This is a genomic window from Aliicoccus persicus, from assembly GCF_900110815.1.
Taxonomy (GTDB): domain Bacteria; phylum Bacillota; class Bacilli; order Staphylococcales; family Salinicoccaceae; genus Aliicoccus; species Aliicoccus persicus.
This window is the reverse complement of the sequence record NZ_FOIT01000001.1, coordinates 434578-455600: the sequence shown is the minus strand read 5'-3', so window position 1 is coordinate 455600 and position 21023 is coordinate 434578. Positions and strand designations below refer to the sequence as shown.

28 protein-coding genes and 1 riboswitch are annotated in these 21023 nt (G+C 35.8%); of the genes, 18 read left to right on the top strand and 10 right to left on the bottom strand.

What is annotated here, in order from left to right; all coding sequences use genetic code 11:
- The 6 genes from pstB to BMW30_RS02170 all read left to right on the top strand — a co-directional run bounded on the left by pstB (nt 1) and on the right by BMW30_RS02170 (nt 4670).
- Complete coding sequence (gene pstB / locus BMW30_RS02195; RefSeq protein ID WP_091473477.1) at nt 1-846, top strand: phosphate ABC transporter ATP-binding protein PstB; 846 nt, start codon at nt 1-3, stop codon at nt 844-846.
- Between the two features lie 2 nt (nt 847-848).
- Entirely contained in the window at nt 849-1484 is a 636-nt protein-coding gene (gene phoU, locus BMW30_RS02190; protein WP_091473475.1) for a phosphate signaling complex protein PhoU, read from the top strand.
- Between the two features lie 81 nt (nt 1485-1565).
- Nucleotides 1566-2138 (top strand): 5-formyltetrahydrofolate cyclo-ligase, encoded by a 573-nt coding sequence (locus BMW30_RS02185; protein ID WP_180366181.1) that lies wholly within the window; start codon nt 1566-1568, stop codon nt 2136-2138.
- Nucleotides 2131-3534: a rhomboid family protein gene (locus BMW30_RS02180; protein WP_091473471.1), complete on the top strand. Its 1404-nt coding sequence runs from the start codon at nt 2131-2133 to the stop codon at nt 3532-3534. The genes BMW30_RS02185 and BMW30_RS02180 overlap by 8 nt, the downstream gene beginning before the upstream one ends.
- Complete coding sequence (locus tag BMW30_RS02175) at nt 3527-3712, top strand: YqgQ family protein (protein ID WP_091473470.1); 186 nt, start codon at nt 3527-3529, stop codon at nt 3710-3712. Before BMW30_RS02180 ends, BMW30_RS02175 begins: the two co-directional genes overlap by 8 nt.
- A 1-nt stretch (nt 3713) precedes the next feature.
- Nucleotides 3714-4670 carry an ROK family glucokinase gene (locus BMW30_RS02170; RefSeq protein ID WP_091473468.1) on the top strand — a complete coding sequence of 319 codons (957 nt, stop codon included), beginning with the start codon at nt 3714-3716 and terminating at the stop codon, nt 4668-4670.
- Nucleotides 4671-4708: 38 nt separating this feature from the next.
- Here the strand turns inward: BMW30_RS02170 and BMW30_RS02165 are convergent, their stop codons facing one another.
- Both BMW30_RS02165 and BMW30_RS02160 read right to left on the bottom strand, forming a co-directional pair.
- Complete coding sequence (locus BMW30_RS02165; RefSeq protein ID WP_091473467.1) at nt 4709-4945, bottom strand: DUF2759 domain-containing protein; 237 nt, start codon at nt 4943-4945, stop codon at nt 4709-4711.
- A 30-nt stretch (nt 4946-4975) separates the two neighbouring features.
- Entirely contained in the window at nt 4976-5224 is a 249-nt protein-coding gene (locus BMW30_RS02160) for a DUF2626 family protein (protein WP_091474013.1), read from the bottom strand.
- A gap of 215 nt (nt 5225-5439) precedes the next feature.
- Between BMW30_RS02160 and BMW30_RS02155 the strand changes: the two genes are divergently transcribed.
- The 11 genes from BMW30_RS02155 (at nt 5440) to gcvPB (ending at nt 13620) form a co-directional block, all read left to right on the top strand.
- The gene (locus BMW30_RS02155; protein WP_180366180.1) at nt 5440-6432 is read left to right on the top strand and encodes an ATPase, T2SS/T4P/T4SS family; all 993 of its coding nucleotides are present in this window, start codon (nt 5440-5442) and stop codon (nt 6430-6432) included.
- On the top strand, nt 6404-7447 hold the full coding sequence (gene comGB, locus BMW30_RS02150) for a competence type IV pilus assembly protein ComGB (RefSeq protein ID WP_245705611.1): 1044 nt from the start codon (nt 6404-6406) through the stop codon (nt 7445-7447). Before BMW30_RS02155 ends, comGB begins: the two co-directional genes overlap by 29 nt.
- Nucleotides 7448-7466: 19 nt before the next feature.
- A complete protein-coding gene (comGC, locus tag BMW30_RS02145; RefSeq protein ID WP_091473462.1) occupies nt 7467-7790 on the top strand; it encodes a competence type IV pilus major pilin ComGC in 324 nt (107 codons plus the stop codon).
- Nucleotides 7783-8199 carry a prepilin-type N-terminal cleavage/methylation domain-containing protein gene (locus BMW30_RS02140; RefSeq protein ID WP_091473459.1) on the top strand — a complete coding sequence of 139 codons (417 nt, stop codon included), beginning with the start codon at nt 7783-7785 and terminating at the stop codon, nt 8197-8199. The genes comGC and BMW30_RS02140 overlap by 8 nt, the downstream gene beginning before the upstream one ends.
- Nucleotides 8189-8437, top strand: a complete 249-nt coding sequence (locus BMW30_RS02135) for a hypothetical protein (RefSeq protein WP_091473457.1) — start codon at nt 8189-8191, stop codon at nt 8435-8437. Before BMW30_RS02140 ends, BMW30_RS02135 begins: the two co-directional genes overlap by 11 nt.
- Nucleotides 8409-8831: a ComGF family competence protein gene (locus tag BMW30_RS02130; protein WP_091473456.1), complete on the top strand. Its 423-nt coding sequence runs from the start codon at nt 8409-8411 to the stop codon at nt 8829-8831. Before BMW30_RS02135 ends, BMW30_RS02130 begins: the two co-directional genes overlap by 29 nt.
- Entirely contained in the window at nt 8806-8979 is a 174-nt protein-coding gene (locus BMW30_RS10495) for a hypothetical protein (protein ID WP_180366179.1), read from the top strand. Before BMW30_RS02130 ends, BMW30_RS10495 begins: the two co-directional genes overlap by 26 nt.
- Nucleotides 8980-9465: a shikimate kinase gene (locus tag BMW30_RS02125; protein WP_091473454.1), complete on the top strand. Its 486-nt coding sequence runs from the start codon at nt 8980-8982 to the stop codon at nt 9463-9465.
- Nucleotides 9466-9537: 72 nt separating this feature from the next.
- A riboswitch (glycine riboswitch) is annotated at nt 9538-9623 on the top strand.
- A 73-nt stretch (nt 9624-9696) separates the two neighbouring features.
- The gene (gene gcvT / locus BMW30_RS02120) at nt 9697-10785 is read left to right on the top strand and encodes a glycine cleavage system aminomethyltransferase GcvT (protein WP_091473452.1); all 1089 of its coding nucleotides are present in this window, start codon (nt 9697-9699) and stop codon (nt 10783-10785) included.
- Between the two features lie 14 nt (nt 10786-10799).
- Nucleotides 10800-12149, top strand: coding sequence for an aminomethyl-transferring glycine dehydrogenase subunit GcvPA (gene gcvPA, locus BMW30_RS02115; protein WP_091473450.1), 1350 nt, complete (start codon nt 10800-10802; stop codon nt 12147-12149).
- A complete protein-coding gene (gcvPB, locus tag BMW30_RS02110) occupies nt 12142-13620 on the top strand; it encodes an aminomethyl-transferring glycine dehydrogenase subunit GcvPB (protein ID WP_091473448.1) in 1479 nt (492 codons plus the stop codon). Before gcvPA ends, gcvPB begins: the two co-directional genes overlap by 8 nt.
- 112 nt (nt 13621-13732) lie before the next feature.
- On the opposite strand, the gene BMW30_RS02105 is transcribed toward gcvPB, so the two are convergent.
- From BMW30_RS02105 to BMW30_RS02085, 5 genes are all read right to left on the bottom strand, one after another.
- Complete coding sequence (locus BMW30_RS02105; RefSeq protein ID WP_091473446.1) at nt 13733-15007, bottom strand: MFS transporter; 1275 nt, start codon at nt 15005-15007, stop codon at nt 13733-13735.
- 11 nt (nt 15008-15018) lie between these two features.
- On the bottom strand, nt 15019-15672 hold the full coding sequence (locus BMW30_RS02100; RefSeq protein ID WP_245705621.1) for an alpha/beta hydrolase family protein: 654 nt from the start codon (nt 15670-15672) through the stop codon (nt 15019-15021).
- A 245-nt stretch (nt 15673-15917) separates the two neighbouring features.
- Entirely contained in the window at nt 15918-17249 is a 1332-nt protein-coding gene (locus BMW30_RS02095; RefSeq protein ID WP_091473441.1) for a TrkH family potassium uptake protein, read from the bottom strand.
- The gene (locus BMW30_RS02090) at nt 17246-17899 is read right to left on the bottom strand and encodes a potassium channel family protein (RefSeq protein ID WP_245705610.1); all 654 of its coding nucleotides are present in this window, start codon (nt 17897-17899) and stop codon (nt 17246-17248) included. The genes BMW30_RS02095 and BMW30_RS02090 overlap by 4 nt, the downstream gene beginning before the upstream one ends.
- A gap of 29 nt (nt 17900-17928) precedes the next feature.
- Nucleotides 17929-18762, bottom strand: a complete 834-nt coding sequence (locus BMW30_RS02085) for a lipoate--protein ligase family protein (protein ID WP_091473437.1) — start codon at nt 18760-18762, stop codon at nt 17929-17931.
- Nucleotides 18763-18849: 87 nt separating this feature from the next.
- On the opposite strand from BMW30_RS02085, the gene BMW30_RS02080 reads away from it, so the two are divergent.
- Nucleotides 18850-19236 (top strand): rhodanese-like domain-containing protein, encoded by a 387-nt coding sequence (locus BMW30_RS02080; RefSeq protein WP_091473436.1) that lies wholly within the window; start codon nt 18850-18852, stop codon nt 19234-19236.
- 20 nt (nt 19237-19256) lie between these two features.
- Here BMW30_RS02080 and BMW30_RS02075 read toward each other — a convergent pair whose 3' ends face one another.
- From BMW30_RS02075 to BMW30_RS02065, 3 genes are read right to left on the bottom strand one after another with little or no spacing between them, the layout of a single operon-like run.
- Nucleotides 19257-19493, bottom strand: coding sequence for an SA1362 family protein (locus BMW30_RS02075; RefSeq protein ID WP_091473434.1), 237 nt, complete (start codon nt 19491-19493; stop codon nt 19257-19259).
- On the bottom strand, nt 19490-20398 hold the full coding sequence (locus tag BMW30_RS02070; protein ID WP_091473432.1) for a DUF1385 domain-containing protein: 909 nt from the start codon (nt 20396-20398) through the stop codon (nt 19490-19492). The genes BMW30_RS02075 and BMW30_RS02070 overlap by 4 nt, the downstream gene beginning before the upstream one ends.
- Nucleotides 20399-20412: 14 nt before the next feature.
- On the bottom strand, nt 20413-20952 hold the full coding sequence (locus tag BMW30_RS02065; protein ID WP_091473431.1) for a hypothetical protein: 540 nt from the start codon (nt 20950-20952) through the stop codon (nt 20413-20415).
- Nucleotides 20953-21023 lie beyond the last annotated feature (71 nt).

Sequence of the window (21023 nt, the reverse complement as noted above, 5' to 3'; positions counted from 1 at the left end):
ATGACACCCGACACTAAAATAGAAACTAAAAACATCAAAAAGCAAAACATTGTAAGTTCAACGGATGCTGGCACTCTTTCAAATGATAATAGAAAGAACGTATTTTCATCTAAAAACTTTAATTTATGGTATGGCGATAACCATGCGTTACAAGATATTAACTTAGACTTTAAAGAAAATGATATCTCTGCAATTATTGGACCATCAGGTTGTGGTAAATCAACATTTGTTAAATCATTAAATAGAATGGTTGAACTCGTTCCAATCGTTAGAACGGAAGGTCAAATCATCTATAAAGATCGTGACATTTTTGAAAAATCTTTTACAAAAGAAGAGTTAAGAACTAAAGTTGGTATGGTATTCCAAAAACCTAACCCATTCCCGAAATCAATCTATGATAACGTTGCTTATGGACCACGTGTTCATGGTATTAAAAAGAAAAAAATTCTTGATGAAGTTGTAGAATCTTCATTACGCGATGCTGCAATTTGGGACGAATTAAAAGATCGATTACATGAAAATGCTTATGGATTATCTGGTGGTCAGCAACAGCGTGTATGTATTGCACGTGCATTAGCAATTGAGCCAGATGTTATTTTAATGGATGAACCAACGAGTGCATTAGACCCAATTTCAACGATTAAAGTTGAGGATTTAATGAAAGAACTTAAAAAGAACTACAGTATCATCGTTGTGACACATAACATGCAACAAGCAGCACGTGTCTCAGACACGACTGCATTCTTCTATGAAGGTTATGTCGTTGAGCACGATGACACAAATGTAATTTTTGAGAATCCTAACGATAAGCGTACGGAAGATTACGTATCAGGTAGGTTCGGTTAAATATGGTGCCTAGACAAGAATTCACTCGAGAAATGGCTGAATTACATGATTCAGTCATTGAGTTAGGCGTTCTTGTTAATGAACGCCTTGTCGGTTGTGTAGATACAATACAAAACGAAGATGCGAAGACTGCGCGACGTAAAATTAAAGAAGGCGAAAAAATTATTGAACTTGAAAGAGCAATCAATAATAAATCGATTAATATCATTACGAAACAACAGCCTGTTGCAACCGATTTAAGAGTCATTATTTCAAGCATAAAGGTCTCTTATGAGTTGCTTCGAATCAGTGAAAACATCAGTAACTTGTACAAAGTCAGAAAACGTACGATTATCGATAATGATAAGTTGATTATTCGCTTAAGAACGATGGAAAAACTTGCACATTTGATGTTAGTCGATGTAAAAACAGCATATGACGAACAAGATATCGCTTTGCTAAAAGAAATTATCGATCGAGATAGTGATATTGATGCATTGTTTGTTCAAATCACAACGTCAGACGTGTTCGATATGCCGGATTCATTCATTACTGGTCAATCTCAACTCGCTGCGAAATATTTAGAGCGTATTGGTGACCATATTAAAAGTATTTCATATCAAGTGCATTTTGTTTTAACAGCAGATCACTTAAAATAGTAACTTCGGTGCATACCGAAGTTTTTTCTTTTTTTATATTCTGATAATATAGATATAACTATGAAAAGTGGAGATGTCGTGATGAGTAAGAAACTTTATAGAAAAGAAATGATCCAAACATTAAAATCAATCGATAACGATAAGCGCGCTCAAGATGAAGAAGTGCTGATGGATAGTCTCATCGATTTTGTTTTAGAAAAAGGTTATAAGTCAGTGGGGCTTATCATATCGATGCCGCATGAAATCAACACGGACATTGCGATCAATGTATTAAATGAGCATGGTGTTAACGTATATAGTCCAGCTTGTGATTATGCGACGAAAACGATGCACTTTTATCGGATGCATAACAGTGAAGATAAAAAGCAAGATGAGAAGGGTATTCCAGTGCCTAACAATCTAAAGAAAAGTTTTGATGAAATGGAATTGGTTGTCGTTCCTGGGCTTATTTTTAGTGAAACCGGCTACCGTATTGGTTATGGTGGTGGCTACTACGATAAATTTTTAGCTGACTTCAAAGGAGATACAATCTCTATCGTGTTTGAAGAACAGTTAAAAAATGAAATTCCAATAGAATCTCATGATATTCCAGTGGACGCAATCATTACACCGAAACGACGTATTTCATCAAAGGAATTGAGACGCGATGAATAAGTGGAAAATTGCATATGAAGTGCTGAGGCACTCTAAATATTCGTATCACGCCTTCGATAAGTCCGGTGATGTGATATGGCTCATAAATAACAAAGATAAACTTGTGATGGGTATTTCAGGAGCCCTAAGAGAGACTTACAATGTCACGGACCAAGTATCCGGTCGATTGACGGATTTCAGTCGTTTTATCGGGTTTAAACCTACTGAAATAAAAATGATTTATCCGTCACCATCCGAAGAAAAGAGCAAAGAGACCATAGATGGTGTTAAAGTTGTTGAGCATTTAACAAATCAACCAGAAAAAATATTAAAGAGTTTATTTTATCGTTTTAATTATAAATATAAGCCAGATAAGGAAGATAAAGTCTATCAAAAACGAGTGAGCAGCAAACATCCACTTGAATCATACATGTTAAAGTTTACACCTGTGACGAGTGTGCTCTTGACTTTAAACTTAATTGTCTTCTTAATTGCGAGTTTAAGTATCTATTTCAATCAATCGTACTTTCTCGTAAACATATTGTCAGTCTCACATTATGAAGTCGTATCAGGTGAAATTTACCGTTTGCTCACGAGTAGTTTTTTACATATTTCAATTGAACACTTTTTGTTTAATATGTTTGCACTTTATATCATTGGTAAATTTGTAGAAGTCATATATGGAAAAATTACCTTGATGATCACCTATATTTTAACGGGTATACTCTCAAGTATGTTTAGCCTTATGTTTATTTCAGAAGGCATTATGCTTGGTGCGAGCGGATCTATATATGGTTTGCTTGGTCTACTCGTTGCACATATGATCATTCATAAGCACATCGATGTAAAGCGTGTTATTCAGCTTGCAGTAATTATCACGGTGCTATCCGTGTTCACGCATTTTTCATCAAACATCAATCACTTCGCACATTTTAGTGGGTTAATATATGGTATTATTTTTGGTATTTTTATCTATTTCAGAAAAGTGAATTTAAAAATCGTATTTCTAGTCATCGTCGTGTTTATTGTTTCTGTCATTCTAAATATCGTATTTATTTCATCACATGATTCGGTACCAGCGTTTGATACGCTCGCTGCTGAATATATTGAACAAGAACAATATGAGGAAGCATTAGACATTATTAATGAAGGTTTAAGACATGGTAATGAAAGTTACCAAACCTATGCTTCACTTGCTATATTAGCTGAGGTCACTGGTGACTATAACAAGCGCGATGAATTTTTACAAAAGAGTTTTGAACTCAATCCAACCAATGAACAAATTGCTAAAGAGAAGATTATTATGTTGAGAAGAGATAGTGAGCACGATGAAATCAGAACGATACTGTCTCGATTCGATATTGATAATATAGAAGATAAGGGATTGGAAATTATTGCGAGAGAATACGATGAATAAAGATTTAACGTATATCAATCGATTGTTATTGCGATATGGTATTTATGTCTATGATAAAAACGAAGAAACTAAAATAGAAATGATGAAACTTGAAATTCGAGAATTATATAGAAATCAATTGATATCGAAAGAAGAATTTATAGAGTCACTAACTATCTTAAGGAACCGAGGCGTTTAATATGAAGTATGTATTAACAGCAGATTTAGGTGGGACGAGTTGTAAGCTCGGAATATTTGATCAAGAATTAGAGTTGATCGAAAAGTGGAGAATACCAACAGGTATTAATAGTGAAACAGAACTATTAAAAGAAATTGCGACTTCATTCCAAAAACAGTTGGAAAAAATGGAGAGTAATGTAGATGAGTGTATCGGAATTGGCATCGGTGTGCCAGGACCAGTTAATTTTAAAGATGGTGTGGTCAATGGTGCCGTTAACCTCGGTTGGAAAGGTAAAGTCGATGTAAAAGGTATATTATCTAACCTAATGAATTTAGAAGTCATCGTGGATAATGATGCGAATTTAGCAGCACTTGGAGAGCAATACAAAGGAGCAGGTAAAAACTACAGCAACGTCGCAGTACTTACGATCGGTACAGGTGTTGGTGGCGGTATTATCTCAAACCGTGAGCTCATGCATGGATTTAAAGGTGCAAGTGGCGAAGTTGGTCATTTGAAAGTAGATCATACAGAACAGTTTCAATGTAACTGTGGTCACCGTGGTTGTTTAGAGACTGTTGCATCTGCAACAGGTATAGTGAATCTATGTTATGATTTTCAAAAAGACTTTCCTGAATCAATACTTTCAGAACTCATTGATGCCGGTACCTTATCAAGCCGTGATGTCATTACAGCGGCTGGTCAAAAAGATCCACTTGCATTAAAGGTACTGAATAAAGTCGGCTACTTCATTGCACTCGGATTAAGTTATATCGCGTCAGTTGTGAATCCATCGCATTTTGTTATCGGTGGTGGCGTTTCAGATGCAGGCCACATTTTGTTAGACTCAGTCATCTCTCAGTTTCCTACGGTCACATTTCCACCCGCAGCAGAAGGCATAAATATCGTGCTTGCTGAACTCGGTAATGATGCAGGAATATACGGTGCAGCACGACTCGTAGAACAATATATCAAATAAAAAAGGACCAAGCGCAGCTTGGTCCTTTTTACTATTAATTAATGAAAGTCCGGATATCCGAATGTAAATATCGTTGCAAGTGCGAAAAATCCAAATGTTAACACGGATGCAGCACTGAATAAAATCGCTAATATGTTCTTATTTCTAAGTGCCAATACAAATCCCCAACCCGCGATGATTGTAACAAGTAACATCAAAAGTGATGTTGCATTGACCCCGATGTGAATTGTCGTTCCAAAAAATTCAAATAATTCTCCTGTATCTATAAATGGCATTTAAATACCCCCTAATTTTTCTTTTTAAAATTAATGTTGGTTTCCGAAGCTTGGTTCTACAATAAATGTGCTGTAGAAACTAAATCCGGCAAAGAATAAAACGAGATATGCAAAAAATATATACAAGTAAGTACGTTCAGTTAAATTCATATAGGCAATAATGACAAAAAATAATGATTGGATGACCATGAATGCGGAAACAGCAAGCATGTCGCCGACATAAAATAAAACTGCAAATATTGCTGTCCAAAAGCCTAATGTTTTAACGTTTTTTGACATCATAGTAAACAAGTCCTTTCGTATGTATCTCACGCTTTTATAATCATATTCAATTATATATAACAAAATGAACATTGTAAATAGCACTTGTGCAACATCTGAAATTTATTCAGGATTTCAACAATTGAGTTCATATAGTACAAAAATTGAAAATATGTTGTCGATAAAAAATAAATCACCCGAAAAAAGGCTTATATAGAGTAGGGGGTGTATTTTTGAGACAAAATATAGAAAAAATTATCGTACATGCGAAGGAACAACATGCGAGTGATATCCATATTACTTTAGAAAGTTCATATGGTCTAGTCCGATTTAGAATTAAAGGAGAAATGGTAGATTACGATTACATTAAAACAAGTGAATATAACAAGATGATTAACTATTTAAAGTTTATGGCAGATCTAGACATTAATGAACATCGAATTCCACAGAGTGGAAAAACATTAATTACACATAATCAAGAATCTATCGCAGTACGAGTGAGTACACTCCCAATTGACATGATGAACGAAGTGATTGTTATTCGATTATTACTTTCTGAAAACCATTTAAAGCAACTCGAGTTGTTTCATGATGAAAAAGATATGATGTTTCTCCAAAACTATGTAAGTAAATCACAAGGATTAATATTATTTACAGGGCCAACGGGTGTCGGTAAGACGACGTTGATGTATCAGTTACTGACGAATGAAATCAATCAATCGAAAAAACAAATTATAAGCATAGAAGATCCAATTGAGTATGAATCTGATCATATGATTCAAGTTGAGATCAATGAAAAGACAGAGATGAATCATGAAAATATATTAAAAGGCGCTTTACGATGTGATCCAGACATTCTACTATTTGGAGAAATCCGCTCTAAAGAAGTCGCTGAATCATTAATTAAGGCAAGCTTATCAGGACACTTAGTATTATCGACGTTTCATAGTAAGTCTGCAATCGCAACGATCGAACGATTAAAGGATTATGGATTGTTTAAAGAAGAGATCAGACAAAGTGTCTCACTCATAATCAATCAGCGACTCATTCATACAGAGAATCGGTCATATCTCATCTACGAACACATCACGAATGATGATATATGCCAACTGTTAGATGGTGAATATCCATCATATGAAACGTTAAATGATAAGGTCGCCACATTATATAAAGAGAAGGTAATCGACCGAGATGTTTATGAAAAATATTCGAAACAATTCCAATAAACTTAAAAAGTATGATGTGCACTTTTTAGAGAACTTGGCTGATTTACTCGACAGTGGATTTACATTGACCAAATCGATTGAGTTTTTACTCGAGCAATATGACGTAATTGACAAAAAGACGAAAGAAGAATGTTTAACAGTAATTCATGATGCAGGTAAAATTAGCGATGTTTTAACCATTCTGAATTTTGAACGCACAGTCATCATGCAGGTTACATTTAGTGAACATCATGGTGAGGTATCGAAAGTGTTACGTGAAGCAGCACAGTTTTTGTTCACGAAGCGCACGATGGTCGAACGTGTGGTTAAGGCGATACAATACCCAGTCATTTTAAGCGTGATCTTTATCGGGATGTTGATCATCTTGAATTTTACAGTCATACCACAGTTTAAAATGCTTTATGAAAGTATGGGCAGTGAAGTTAGTGGTGCAGTTCTCGTCTTAACAACATTTATAGAAATGTTGCCGAGCATCATTCTAATCTCACTTATCATCTGTTTATTTTTAATCATCAATCTTTTCTTTTTCACGCGCGTCTTAACGATAGAGCGTAAGAACCGATTGTTGATGTCTATACCAGTCATAAAGAGTGTTTATATGAAAATACAGACATATAAACTTTCACGAGAGTTTGGCTACTTTATTTTAAACGGTATGGAAGTCAAGGCGATTATCGAATTGTTAAAGTCCCAGACAATCGATAACCAGATGAAATATGAATCGGAAATGCTTGAAACTCAGTTGCTTAGAGGGGAAACGCTGAGCCAAGCATTTCTATCATTGTTCATGATCGATAAGAAATTATCTGTATTCGTGAGTCATGGTGAACAAAATTCAACAGTTGGTAAGGAACTGATTACATTCAGTGAATATGTGTTAGGTCGACTGCTCATGGATATTGAGTTCGTCACCAAGCGTATACAACCGGTAATATTCGCCGTCCTGGGTGGACTGATTACATGTTTATATCTCGTAATCGTATTACCGATATTTCAAATGATGTCCCAAATATAATAGATAAGGGTTGATATGAATGAGAAAGTTATTTTTAAGAAAAATGAAAGATGAACAAGGTTTTACACTTGTTGAGATGTTACTCGTACTACTCGTTATCTCTGTGTTGATCATCTTAATCATTCCAAATATAGCAGCGCAGAGTGAGAATGTTCAAAACACAGGCTGTGAGGCACAAGTGCGTATGGTTCAAAGTCAGGTAGAAGCATATACATTGAATGAAGGGACACAACCTCAAACAATCAATGACTTAGTGCCGACTTACTTATCGTCGTCTCAAACAACATGTCAAAATGGTGATGAAATCGTCGTAACAAATGGCGAAGCATCGCGTCTTGAATAACGGTTTTTCATTGATGGAATCAATGCTAACTCTCTTTATAGTTAGCTTGATTTCCTTTGTTGTTATGATACAAATGCCAAGTAATTCAGGATCATTAGTCGATAGAGAAATAGAGAACATTCGATACTTCTTTCATAATGCACAGATCAGTGCGATAGAAAAAGGGGAGCGAAATGTCATTTTCGTCTATCAGGTTGCTAATGAGATTATGAGAATCAATAGCGATGGAACGATAGAAGAATCGATAGTACTCGAACAGTGCACAATTAAGACAAACAGCATGACGCGTTTTTCATATTTACCAAATGGAGATACAAATGCATTCGGTACGATTCGATTGAATTGTGCAAACAGTGACGTCAATTTTATATTCCAAATTCAAAAGGGGCGGTTCAGAGTTGAACAATGAAGGGTTTTTACTCATAGATACATTACTCGCAATCTTAACTTTTAGTATTATCGTGACAATACTCGTCCCTTCAATGATTGCACTTCATCAGACGGAAGCGTTGACTGAGCAAACACTGAAATTTAAAAGAGATATTTATATCACACTCATAAACAGTGAGGCCGTTCTATTTGATGACGAATTTTTTAATGCTGGAGTGATATGTCGTCATGAAGATATTGAAGTTTGTACGGAGTGATTCCGGTTTTACACTGATTGAAGCGATACTTTCGTTATTTACATTAGCTTTTATCCTCAGTTTTTTACCGATGCTTATAAAATTTTTTCATACCGATGATGTCATATATGATCTTGACTACGATTTATTCGTCATTGAATTGATGGAAACTTACCAAGACAGCGAAGCGGTTAGCACAAATTCTGGACAATCAATGATAAACTTCACAACTAAATCAAAAAACGTTAGCTATCGCTTGAACAATAATCGCGTCATTAAATCAATCGATGGTACTGGTTTTATTACAATGCTATTCAATGTGGACGCATTTATCATTACAGAATCAGAACACAGTATCCAACTTGAGATAATAGGGGGACAAATAGGAAATGAAACATATAGTTTTAAAAAATGATGGATTTGTCAGCATAACGATGTACATCTTTCTCGTCTATTTGTATCAAGTGTTCTACTATTACTATAATAAGATTATATATATCATTGAGATTCGTAAAAACTTAATCGAAATATACAATCAAAAACTAATTGAATTGATGGGATAGATGACTATGATACTAATCGGGTTTATGGGCAGTGGTAAATCTACCATTGCCAAACGTTTACATAATAATGACTTTTCATATATCGATATGGATCACTGGATCGAATCAAATGCACAACAATCGATTCCAGATATCTTTAATGCACACGGTGAAACTCATTTCAGAGAGTTAGAATACCATGCATTAAAAGAGACCCATGACTCATATGATTGCATTGCGACAGGTGGAGGCATCGTTACTTATACACCGTCATTTGATTTCTTAAAGTCTACGAAAAAGCCAATTGTTTGGCTCGATGCACCGATCGACAAATTACTCCATAGAATTTCTGGTGATACGAATCGACCACTGGCACAAAATAGACAAGATATCATAGCGCGTTACGAATCTAGACATGAACAATATAAATCATTAGCTGATATTAGAATTGATACGCGTAAACCAGTTGATGATTGTGTGAAAGAAATACTAGAGTTTCTAAAATGAGAGTCTTAGATTAAATAAACTTGAATGGAACACAACTTCACTTTATAATGAGAATAACAACTTCATATGCGATTGAACAATGCTCGAGAGAACGAGTCATCGTCGCCGAAGGAGCAAGCGTAAGCGAATCTCTCAGGCAAAAGAAAGGCATTGGGACGCATTCCTGGAGGGTAATCAACAGGGTAGCAGACGATTGCTATTCTGTTTATTTTTGTTTTAAGGAGGAACGGTATGAGTGATTTGAAGAAGACACCTTTGTTTGATGTCTATGAAGCATCTGGTGCAAAAGTAGTGGATTTTCATGGTTGGGCACTACCTGTTCAATTTTCAAGTATTAAAGAAGAACATGTAGCGGTGAGAGAAGCAGTCGGTATGTTTGATGTTTCCCATATGGGTGAGATCAAAGTAACAGGTCCTGAGGCAGAAGCGTTTTTAAATTATGCTTTAACGAACGATGTAACTAAACTGACAGACGATAAAGCACAGTACACGGTACTTGCAAATGAGCAGGGCGGTACAATTGATGACTTAGTTCTTTACAAAGTGGGAGAAAACGAATACCTACTTGTCGTTAACGCTGGAAACGTAGATAAGGATTTTGAAGTATTATCTGCGATTGAAGGATTTGATGCGAAGGTTGAGAATGTGAGCGCTGAGTTCGGTCAGTTAGCAATTCAAGGGCCACGTGCACGTTCAGTTGTACAGTTAGCTGTTGAAGAATCAATTGGTGACATGAAAATGTTTAACTTCAAGAGAAATATTCAAGTTGCTGGTTATGGCGTGATTCTTTCACAAAGTGGTTACACAGGGGAAGATGGATTTGAAATCTATTGTCGTGCCGAAGATACTGTTGGCTTATGGAACCACTTCATAGAAGCGGGTGTGACTCCGTGTGGACTTGGTGCACGTGACACATTAAGACTTGAAGGTGGGTTACCACTTCATGGTCAAGATCTAACTGAAGAGATTTCACCACTTGAAGCGAAGATTGGCTTTGCGGTAAAACTGAAAAAAGACAGTGACTTTGTTGGTAAACAAGCGCTTATTGAACAAAAAGAGAATGGTGTACCACGCACGCGTGCTGGTTTTGAAATATTAGAACGAGGTATTGCGCGTACGGGTTATGAAGTACTTGATTCTAAAGGTAACGTTATCGGTGAAGTAACAAGCGGAACGCAATCACCATCATCTAAACGTTCAATCGGATTTGCATTAGTTGATACAGATGCTTATGAATTAGACAAAGAGTTTTACATTAAAATTCGTAAAAATGAAGTGCGTGCACGTTTTGTTAGCACACCATTTCACAAATATAATTAGTTAGGAGCCTCAATATGAGTCATCGTTATTTACCATTAACAGAGCAAGACAAGAAAGAAATGTTAGAGACTATCGGCGTTGATAGTATCGAAGATTTATTTAGTGAGATTCCTGAAGATATTCGTTTCAAAGGCGAGCTAAACATTAAGCCGAAAAAAGATGAAACTTCTTTACTAAAAGAGCTTGGAAGAATTGCACGTAAGAACGTCACATCAGAAACACATGCATCATTCCTAGGTGCAGGTGTGTATGATCACTTCGTTCCGACTGTTGTTGACCATGTAATTTCTCGTTCAGAGTTTTACACAGCGTACACACCGTATCAACCAGAAATTTCACAGGGTGAATTACAAGCAATCTTTGAATTCCAAACATTAATTTCTGAACTGACTGGTATGCCAGTTGCGAACTCATCAATGTATGATGGCCCAACGGCATTTGCTGAAGCGGGAACAATGGCGGCAGGTGTAAGCAGAAAGAAAAAATTACTTGTGTCTAAAGGCGTTAACATTCAGTCTAGACAAATCATTCGTACGTATGGTGAAGCACAAGGTTTAGAAATCGTTGAGATCGATCTTGACGGTACAGTTACAGATTTAGAAAAACTTGATGCGGCATCAGACGAAGACACAGCTGCTGTAATGGTACAGTATCCAAACTTCTTCGGTTCAATTGAAGACCTTGAAGCAATCGAAAAAATTGCACATAAAAACAAAGGTTTATTCGTTATAAACTCTAATCCACTTGCATTAGGTATTTTAACGCCTCCAGGTGAGTTCGGCGCAGACATTGTTACTGGTGATACACAAGTGTTCGGTATTCCAGCACAATTCGGTGGACCACACTGTGGTTACTTCGCTGCTACGAAAAAATTAATGAGAAAAATGCCTGGTCGTCTTGTTGGTCAAACGACAGATGATGATGGTAACCGTGGATTTGTTTTAACTTTACAAGCACGTGAACAGCACATCCGTCGTGAAAAAGCGACAAGTAATATCTGTTCGAACCAAGCGCTTAACGCACTCGGTTCTTCAGTTGCGATGAGTGCATTAGGTAAGTATGGTCTCGTTGAGATGGCTGAGAATAATTTATCACTTGCGCATTATGCGAAAGATCAATTTTCTAGCAAAGGTTTTGACGTACTTGACGGTACAACTTTCAATGAATTCGTTGTTAAATTCAATGACAATGTAAACCTTCATGATGTAAACGAAACACTTGCAGATGATGGATTCATTGGTGGTTATGATTTAGGTAAAGTGGATGACAACTTCAAAAACCACATGCTTGTTGCTGTTACAGAGTTAAGAACAAAAGATGAAATTGATACATTTGTTGAAAGGTTAGGTGAGTTGAATGCTTAAGGGATCTTCACCATTAATTTTTGAAAGAAGCACTGCTGGCAGATTTGCCTATTCATTACCAACGTTAGAAGTTGAGAAAAAAGAACTTTCTTCAGTTGTTGATGATAAGTTTATCCGTAAAACAAAAGCTGAACTACCTGAAATTGCTGAACTTGACTTAATGAGACACTATACAGAGTTATCTAACCGTAACCACGGTGTGGATACTGGCTTCTATCCGTTAGGATCTTGTACGATGAAGTATAATCCTAAAATTAACGAGAGAGTTGCAAGAATTCCAGGTTTCGCGATGAGTCATCCATTACAAAATGACTCACAAATCCAAGGCTCACTTGAAATCGTTTATGATATGCAAGAGCACTTAAAAGAAATCACTGGTATGGATGAAATCTCATTACAACCAGCAGCAGGTGCACAAGGTGAATGGACAGCATTATTAATGATCAAAGCATTCCATGATTCAAACGGTGACACAGAGAGAACAGAAGTGATCGTGCCTGACTCAGCACACGGTACAAACCCAGCAAGTGCGGTTGTCGCAGGTCTTGACGTTGTTACAGTACGTTCAAATGACAAAGGACAAGTCGATATCGACCACTTAAAAGAAGTAGTCGGCGATAAAACATGTGCAATCATGTTAACGAACCCGAACACGTTAGGTATCTTTGAAGAAGAAATTATTGAAATCAGAGATATCGTTCACGGTGCTGGTGGTAAACTTTACTATGATGGTGCGAACTTAAACGCAATCATGTCAAAAGTACGCCCAGGAGATATGGGGTTTGACGCGGTTCACTTAAACTTACACAAAACATTCACAGGCCCACACGGTGGCGGTGGTCCAGGATCAGGTCCAATCGGAGTAAAATCAGATTTAGCACCGTTCTTACCAAGCCCGTTAATCGTTAAAGATGGCGATAACTATAAAGTAGAGCATGACGTACCACAATCAGTTGGACGTGTTAAAGCACACTTCGGTAACTTTGGTATATTCTTACGCGCGTATACGTACATCAGAACAATGGGTCCAGATGGACTTAAAGCTGTTTCAGATTATGCAGTATTAAATGCGAATTATATGATGCGTCGTCTAGAAGGCACGTACCATGTACCATATCCGCAACATTGTAAACACGAGTTCGTGTTAAGTGCGTCTGCACAGAAAAAACGTGGTGCACGTACGTTAGATATTGCGAAGCGTTTGCTTGATTTCGGTTACCATCCGCCGACAGTGTACTTCCCAACAAACGTTGAGGAATGTATGATGATCGAGCCGACTGAAACAGAAGCGAAAGAAACATTAGATGGATTTATCGATACGTTAATTCAAATCGATAAAGAAATCGATGAAAACTTAGATGTTGTGTTAGAAGCACCACATACGACAGTAATCGGTCGCTTAGATGAAACACAAGCAGCTAGAAACCCAGTTCTTCGATTTAGCTTAGAGGATATTAAGGAAGAGAAGTAATTTAAATATAATATTGTTGAGAATATAAGTACAATCAAAAAATTAACCTGCTTAGAATCCTAAATCAGATTCTAAGCAGTTTTTTTGTTAATGGGACTTTAAAATTTATTAATTAACCTTCAGCTCGCTTATGTCCTCGCGAAGGATTTAAGAAAATAAAAGAAATTATTATTACTGTAATTCCCCCAATAATATTTACAGTCATATAATAACCTGCGTCATAAATAATACCGTATAAAACAACAGCTAGAGGAACAACGGAGCTGCTTAGCACACCGAGATTTGAAAATACTCTGCCTTTCATATGATCCTCAGTTTCCTCATGAATAATTCTTATAAATGGCACATTAGCAATTGCAATAAAGAAATAGTTGAAAAATAACATAACAGATAGGAATATCATGTTTTGTACAAAATCCATGGATAAATATATCGGTAAAGGAAGTATAATCGTAATAAATCCATTAATGATGAAACACCATCTCATGACGGATACATGATTAACAATTTTCTTTCTATAAGATAAAAGGATACCAGCTGTAACCGTACCCAAGGCCATAATACCATTCACTAGACCTACAGTTATAGGACTAAAATTCAATTCATTAATCATCATTTTTTCAGGTAATATGGTATCACCAGCACTAAAGAAATTTATACCGATACCAGCAAAAATTACGATTCTTAGTATTGGTATACTCAGTAAATACTTGAACCCCTTTCGAATTTCAATGAAAAAGTTTTTGAGGACATTTTTATTTTTTAATTCAAGAATATCCTTTGGTTTTTGTTGTTGAAACAAGTCAAATTTTAACCAAAAATCAAGCATAAACGAGACAAATGATGCGACAACAAAAAGTAACAAAGTAACTTCTAGACTAAAAATACCAAAAATTAGTCCACCGAGTATTGGACCAAAAAATGCTGCAGATGATTGTATGCTTCCATTTAACCCAAACACTCTTTGGAGATTATCTACATTAAACAAGTTTGACATCGAAGCAGAGAAGGAATTGTTCACTAATGGTAGTATTAATGATCTAAAGAACGTTGTAACAAATATTGCTGTTAATGAGATACCGTGAAAGTAAACAAGGAGCAGTAATATGAATGTTAATAATGTGATGAGAAATTCCCCAGATAGCACAATTTTCTTTCGATCAAAGAAATCAGTTATTACACCTGCAAATGGGGTAACAATTAGAAATGTGATTGATGATATGGCTAAATTAATAGAGAAATAAAGTGCTGAACCTGTCTCATTTAATAAGTAGTATGAAATAGAAAATGTATATATCCCATTCCCAATAGTAAGCACAACGATACTAATGAGGTATATGTATAAATTACGGGATTCATTTTTTGTAAAATTATATGTTTTCTCCATTAATTCATCCCCTAGTTGACTATGTTTTTGATATATTCCATATCATCTTCTGAATTAAAGTAGTGACCACTCGTTTTATTTACTTTCAAGTGTAATTTTTCGTTATTATCTTGAGAAAATCGCTTTAAAAAAATTTGGACATCTGAAGAAGTTATGAATTTATCTTTCTCTCCATAAATAAATAATAAATTACCATTATAACTATTCAATAAGTGTACCAAACAGTTATTATATTTTTTAACCTTGTCTTTACTTATATTTTCAAAGTATGTTTTCTTGAAAGTTAACAATCTACTTAAATTTAAAATTGGTGATATCGCAACGATAGAATCAATTTTATTAATTAACCTATTACCGACGAATACGGATAAAATAGAACCATAACTTTCACCAACCAGAACAACTTTTTTCTTTTGATCAACAATAAGTTGTTCAATAAAAGATATTACTTGTTCAACCTCGGAATTAAACCAATCACCTTGAATTTTTTCCATGTATGATTCACCGAATAGAGTACTACCATAATAGTTTAATGAATATACAGTATAATTCAAAGATAAAAAATCCGATATAAGCGGGTTATACAGGTTTAAATCTGTGCTATTGGGACCTCCGTGCAAATAAATCAAGATTTTACTGTCATCTGAGTATGAATTTTTATTCATTATTCTATTATAGTATATAAATGTTTCATCATTAAGTACTAGATGTTCCACATTTAATGTTGAAGAAGTAATTTCATTGATATCTTCAATATTATCATAATAAATAAAAATAATATCAGTATTGTAGTTTTCAATACAAAGAACAAACTTATTCAAGAGCGCATTATATTTCAAAAAATTTATGGAAAAACCCTTAACTAATATATTGTGGTAGTATAAGTTTGCGTATTTGTTCAACCGAGAAATTATCCAATCATTACTTTTTCTTCTGGGTAGTTAATCTTTGAATTGTTTGATTTCTGCGCGAGTGCATATGCCAATGTCAATGGACCGAGACGACCGACGAGCATTGTGATTGAAACGATGATTTTACCACTGTTTGATAGATCTGGTGTCAGTCCCATCGTTAAACCGGCTGTACTGACTGCTGATACAGATTCAAAAAATACTTCTAGAAAATGCTCATTGAGCATGTCTTCGGTAATCGAGAGGGTTAATGTTAGCACGATTACAGCAACGATTGAACTGACGACGACTGCGAGTGCACGCATGACGGCTTCTAACGGAATCGCTCTATTAAACGCTTTGATTTGACCACCACCGCGAAATGTCGTTAACGTTGCGAGTAGGATGATGACAAATGTGTTTACTTTTATCCCACCGCCGGTACTACTTGATGCCGCACCAATAAACATTAAAATAATAATGATTAATTGTGTCGATGACAGCATCGTACCAACATCAACTGTATTGTAGCCAGCGCTTCGTGCAGTGACACTTTGGAATAAAGCGTGGTAGAACTGATTAAACAGTGACGTCGTCCCATTTTTTGTGTTAAACAGTTCAATTATAAAGATGGAGAGTGTACCAATTACGATCAGTGCCCCAGAAGCTGTTAATACAAGTTTTGTATGCAGCGTATAGCTACGCCATGATCTCTTGAAAATAATGTCGACGATGACAATAAATCCAAGACCACCGAAAATAATCATTAACATAATTGTCGTCGTGACGATGATGTCATCACTATACGTAGATAATCCATTATTGAATAATGTAAATCCTGCATTATTGAATGATGTTACCGCGTGAAACATTCCATTGTACAGTGCATTTGATAACGGCATATCATGAGAAAATCTAAATGTTAATATTGCCGTTGCTATGATTTCAAACACGAGTGCAATTGCGAGTATATAAATACTTAATCGAATAAGTCCACGCGTGGATACGGATTGTGTTGATTCTTGTAAAAATGCACGCTGCTTCATACCAATCTTTTTGCCAAGCAACAATGTAACGAGTACACCGAGCACCATAAAACCTAACCCACCAATTTGTACGAGAATCATGATGACGATCTGTCCAAATTGAGTGAAAGCTTCACCAGTGTCTACGACAGTCAATCCTGTAGAACTGACTGCTGATGTCGCAGTGAACAATGCATCTATAAAATTAATGTTATGACTACCATTTGATGATACTGGGAACATCAGTAATAATGTTCCAATCCCAATCGATATAAAGAAAAACATCACTATGACTCGTGCAGCTCCGATATTCGATGTCTTATTCATGTCTCTTGTTCCAATTTACGAAGTAGCTTTTTTTCACCAACGATGAGCAGGACGTCTTTTGGTTCGATGATGGCATCATGAATTGGTGAAATATCAACTGAGTCACCTTTTTTAATTGCGACGATTGTCATTTTTTTCTTTGTCATACCCATGAGCGACTGAACTGATTTGTTGTAAAAAGATTTCGGTGCTGCAATTTCAATGATGTCATATTCACGTGATAGGCGAATATGTTCTATTAAGTTACTGGAATCAAGATGGTGAGCAAGACGCTCTCCCATGTCTCGCTCTGGATAAACGACACGATCTGCACCGATTTTATTTAACATTTTACCGTGAAGGTCATCCTTTGCTTTTGTAATCACTGTATTTACTTCGATTTCTTTTAATAATAGTGTCACAAGTAGACTTGACTGAATATCTTCACCAATGGCGACGATAGCATGTTCATAATTTCGAATTCCCAACTCATTCAGCACATTTTCATCTGTTGCATCCGCTTGAACAGCGAGTGTTGCAGTCGACATAAATGGTTCTACTTTACTCATATCACGGTCAATAACCAGGACTTCATGTCCTTGATAGAGTAGTGTGTCGGCAACGCTTGAACCAAATCGACCTAGACCGATTACTACAAATTGTTTTTTCAATTCATTCACTCCAGTAAATATAGTGTACGTTACTTGCGATACATCCATTCTTCAGATTTATATTTTTCAATCAGCATTTGAATTCTTTTGTCATCCGATTCAGTTAAAACAAGTGGCTCTGTTTCAATCTCAAGTCCTTTTTCAAAGCCGAGCTTAAATGCTGGGTAGAGATTTTCAACTGTAAATTTCTTTTCACTTATATCATTTATTGCAACAGCAACTTCTTTAAACTGTGATTTCATTTTTTCTTTAAAGCGTTGGTTCGTATAATTAAACATATCAAATAGGTGATCGACATCGACGTCAAGTAAAATAGATCCGTGCTGCATAATGACACCATTTTGACGTGTTTGCGCACTGCCTGCAATTTTTTTACCTTCGACAACGAGCTCATACCAACTCGGTGTGTCAAAGCATACACTACTTCTAATATTCGTTAATGATTTCCTTTTCTCTTCTGTATCAGGTACGCTAAAGTACGCATCTAATCCAAGGTTCTTGAACCCTTCCAACAGTCCGCTAGAGATGATGCGGTAGCTTTCTGATACTGAATGTGGCATTCTTGGATGAGATTCTGAAACGACGATGCTATATGTCAATTCTTTATCGTGCAGGACGCCTCGACCACCTGTAAGTCTGCGCACCATCTGATAACCATATTCTTCTACTTTTTCTGTATCTATTTCTTTTTTAACTTTTTGAAAATATCCAAGTGATAAACTTGGTACTTGCCATTCGTATAATCGAATGACTGGTGGAATCTGGCCGTTGCGATGTTTTTCCATTAAAAGTTCATCAACTGCCATATTATAAAAGGCATCTTGCTTACCACTATTCAAATATACCCATTTTTCTCTCTGCATTTAAAACTCCTCCTAGTATTTCTTTGAAAATTGTATCATAAATCTTTATAATATATTTATGTGATTTATTGGAGAGGGTGTGAAACATTGGATACATGGCTCATCGTATTACTCGTATTAGCAGTAATTGTTATCTTAATCATTATTAATGGAATCTTAAATATGCGTAATGTCAAATCATTACCTGAAGAAGAATTTAAAAAGGATTTAAGAAAAGTACAGCTGATTGATTTACGTGAAAAAGAAAAGTATGAATATGGTCATATTATCGGTGCAAGAAATATACCGCTTATGAACTTACAACAACGCATTGGATCAATACGTAAGGACCAACCGGTTTACTTATATGATCAAACAGGACGTCTTTCAATTCGTGCTGCAAAAGTATTAAAGAAAAAAGGGCATAAAGATGTGTATATGCTTAAAAATGGCATTAGCAAATGGACTGGAAAAATTAAATCAAAGACAAGATAAAAAAATCTGAACCTATAGGTTCAGATTTTTTTATTTGTTCTTCTATTTTTATGTGTGCGTTTCGACTTTCTAAGTGCTCGCTTATACTTTCTCTGCGATTCTGTGAGAAAGAAAAAGTAGTAGATTAAGTAGCCGACGACACCGAGTACCATAATGAATATCAGTGAATTAAGTACCGCTGCTACGAAAAAGTCTAAGCTACCTATAATACCTATAACTATAATTAGACCGGCAAGAATTAATAATACTCGTTTCACTGTTCCACCTTCCTTACGAGACGATTAAACGAGTGGATCGCAACATCAACTTGGTCAGGTTGAGGTTCTTTCGTTGTTAACAATTGTAACCAAAGTCCAGGTAAAGCTAAATATTTTAGCACAGGAATATTTCTTAATTTATTCGTAATTTGAAGGACTTCAAATGAAAATCCTAGAACGAGTGGGATCAAAGCGATTCTATTTAAAATTCTCACATAAAGTGGTTCGTATGGTACAAACATGTACAATACAAAGCTCACGAGAACAGTAAACAAAATAAATGAGCTACCACAGCGATAGTGTAATCTTGATGCTTGCATCACATTATCTATTGTTAACGTATACCCATTTTCATATGCATTGATTACTTTATGTTCAGCACCATGGTATTGGAATAGTCGTTTGACCATCGGAGTTAGAGACAACACATAGATGTATCCGAGTAATACAACGAGTTTGAACATCGTTTCAATAAACACTTGTCCGAATGTACCAGTGACCCAACCGCCGAACATGTGCGCCACAAATGCTGGAATGAGCGTGAAAATAAACTGTCCGATTAAAAATGAAACGACGGCAACAACGACCGTAAAGAGTACCATCTTTGCTAAATTTTCTTTTTGTTTCTCTTCGGCAATTTTTGCGTCGTCTGCTGGATCTCTCTCATATCTATCTGCAGCAAAATCCATGTGCTTAGAACCATAAATTGCTGCTTCAATCAACGCGACATTTCCGCGTACGATTGGTATTTTCTTAAGTGTATTCACCCATTTTTTTGGTTGTTTTTCCATATGGAAATAATCGATGGATTGATCTGTTCTACGTATGGCAGTGACCATATGTTCCTTGTTTTGGAACATGACGCCTTCTGGTACAGCTTGGCCACCAAAAATATTCTTTGTCATCAGTGCATTCATCCTTAATATTTATTACTAAATTGATTTAGAGATTCAATCGCTTCGTTGACTTGATTGATATCGTTCGTTTCAACACCACGTCTTAGCAATTCGAGTGTTTCAACGAGTTCATTGTTCGTCGATTGGAAATCATCGAAATGTATTTCTTGTGATTCGCTTAGAGACATACCTTCTATTTCTGCTTGTAACTGAGTCACACTATTATTTATCGATTGAATATGTGTGTTTACAGTAGAGTAGGCAAGTGCGATACTATGCGTCTCTGTTTCATCAAGCACAGTTGCAATACTCGACAGTTCAGGAATAATTAAATCAATAAAAGTTTCAATTTGTGCATCATAACCGTCGCTCTCTGCTTCGGTCTGTTCATCATTATCATCTGCATTTAGTTCTGTTAAATATGCGCTTAAATAGTTGTGTTCTGATTGTAATAGCATCAACTCTTCATTTAGTGCATTGTGCGTTTGTTGATCTTCAGATGTCGCTTCGTTTTGACAAGCGCTTGCTATAATGAGCACGAATAATAGTCCGATGTATTTCATATAATGCTCCTTTACTAATCATTATTTTATATTACCACGTAAGGGTAGTGGGTTGGTATTAAAAAAGATTT